At 32.5% G+C, this 1,564-nt stretch carries 2 protein-coding genes; both read right to left on the bottom strand.

Annotation, left to right across the window (positions count from 1 at the left end; all coding sequences use genetic code 11):
- Positions 1 to 311: 311 nt before the first annotated feature.
- On the bottom strand, positions 312 to 836 hold the full coding sequence (locus FLAVO9AF_RS15190) for a DUF1040 family protein (protein ID WP_159691228.1): 525 nt from the start codon (positions 834 to 836) through the stop codon (positions 312 to 314).
- Positions 837 to 1,006: 170 nt separating this feature from the next.
- Positions 1,007 to 1,411: a hypothetical protein gene (locus tag FLAVO9AF_RS15185; protein ID WP_159691225.1), complete on the bottom strand. Its 405-nt coding sequence runs from the start codon at positions 1,409 to 1,411 to the stop codon at positions 1,007 to 1,009.
- Between the last annotated feature and the right edge of the window lie 153 nt (positions 1,412 to 1,564).

Below are 1,564 nucleotides of genomic sequence, written 5' to 3'. Positions count from 1 at the left end.
GATTACAGAGTTTTGAACTTTTGTAAATTGTCTTTTCGATTGCGCATTTATTGTCGAAATCGTTAACAATATTAAAAAACAGATAATGTATTTTCTTCTCATTTTTTTCAAAGGTGTCACATAACGTCTTGGCACTACAGCGGGTTTGGGGTTAAATTAAGCCCTATTTTCGGATTTGCCAAATCATCCCAAATGCAAAACCATCTTTCCATTAAGCCCAATGCCCAAATCCGTTGTAGTGGCTGTTGGGTAGCGTAACTTTATGCGTTATATTTTTAGTTTTCTCTTCTGAGTCTTATTTCAAAATTTGATCAAGTCTTCTTTAAGATATTGTGATAAAATGCGAATTCATAAAGAAATTCTTCTTGTTTATTGTCTTCAATAGGATAAATTAAATTTACATTTTTGACAAAATCTGATAATTGAGTTTGACCTATACTAGACCATTTTATAACAGAATTTTGTCTGTTTGATTCAAAAGATGTTATCCAACTATTGTCTTGAAGAATATCTACCAAATTACGCTCAAATTCAATGTAAGACGATGTAGAAAGGTTGTTTTCTTTTTTAGTTAATCCTTTTACATCTGCATAAGTTGTGTGATTATTTTTAAAGATATTTAATTTTTTATTTTCTTTTTTATTTTCCGCAAACTGTTTTTCTGTTTCGCTAAGTTTGGTTTCGAAATCATCATCTTCAAGATAAAACAACTTTGAATTAGTTTCGCCAGTTTTTGTTATTACCATTATCAATTGTCCAAGTCTAAAATCAGGATTTTCAAGCCATATTTTTTGGAGTTGTTCAATTATCGGATTTATTCTTTTAATATCTCTCATTTTTAAGCGTTCCTTTTTTTGGTTATGCTACCCAACGTTCTGGTACTACAGCGGGTTTGGGTTCTAAATTAAGATTTATTTTTCGGTTATCGTTAAACTGCCAAATACAAAACCATTTTCCCATTAAGCCCAATGCCCAAATCCGTTGTAGTAGCTGTTGTAAGCAGTTTTTATTCGGAATCAATAATTATCGGGTCAGATTCCGCTATTACGCTTATACAATCATTGATTCCAAGAACTAAGTATTCGTTATGACTATCTCCGTGATGTTGTGCTAAGAATCCAGATCTTAATTTTTCAAGTTCAAACCAGCCTCCGCTTTCAATTTTCCAAATCCAACCAGGAACTCTGACAGCTGGATCCCAAAACTCCAAAAGATTTCCCTCATCTAGAACCCTAAATCCAACCACATTTTTAAAAATAACATATATTGGTCTATCGATGTCATTAAATCCTAATGTAATTTGCAAAGTCAATAAATCATAATTTATGTTGTAGATTTCAGGGTTTGAATCAGTAATAGGAGTTTGAAATTCCGCGACTTTTGGCTTTAGTAATTTCTGAATATCTTCCATTTAGTTATGTGGTTAAAATTGCTTACAACGTTCCCGCGCTACACGCAGGCTGGGATTAAAGATGCGTAATCTTTCGGTTAAAAACAAATGCATCAAACACAAACTTTTTTCAAATTAAGCCAATTGCCCAGCTTGCTTGTAGCGTGTGTTGGT

Source organism: Flavobacterium sp. 9R (assembly GCF_902506345.1).
Lineage (GTDB): Bacteria > Bacteroidota > Bacteroidia > Flavobacteriales > Flavobacteriaceae > Flavobacterium.
This window is presented reverse-complemented; position numbering and strand designations above follow the sequence as displayed.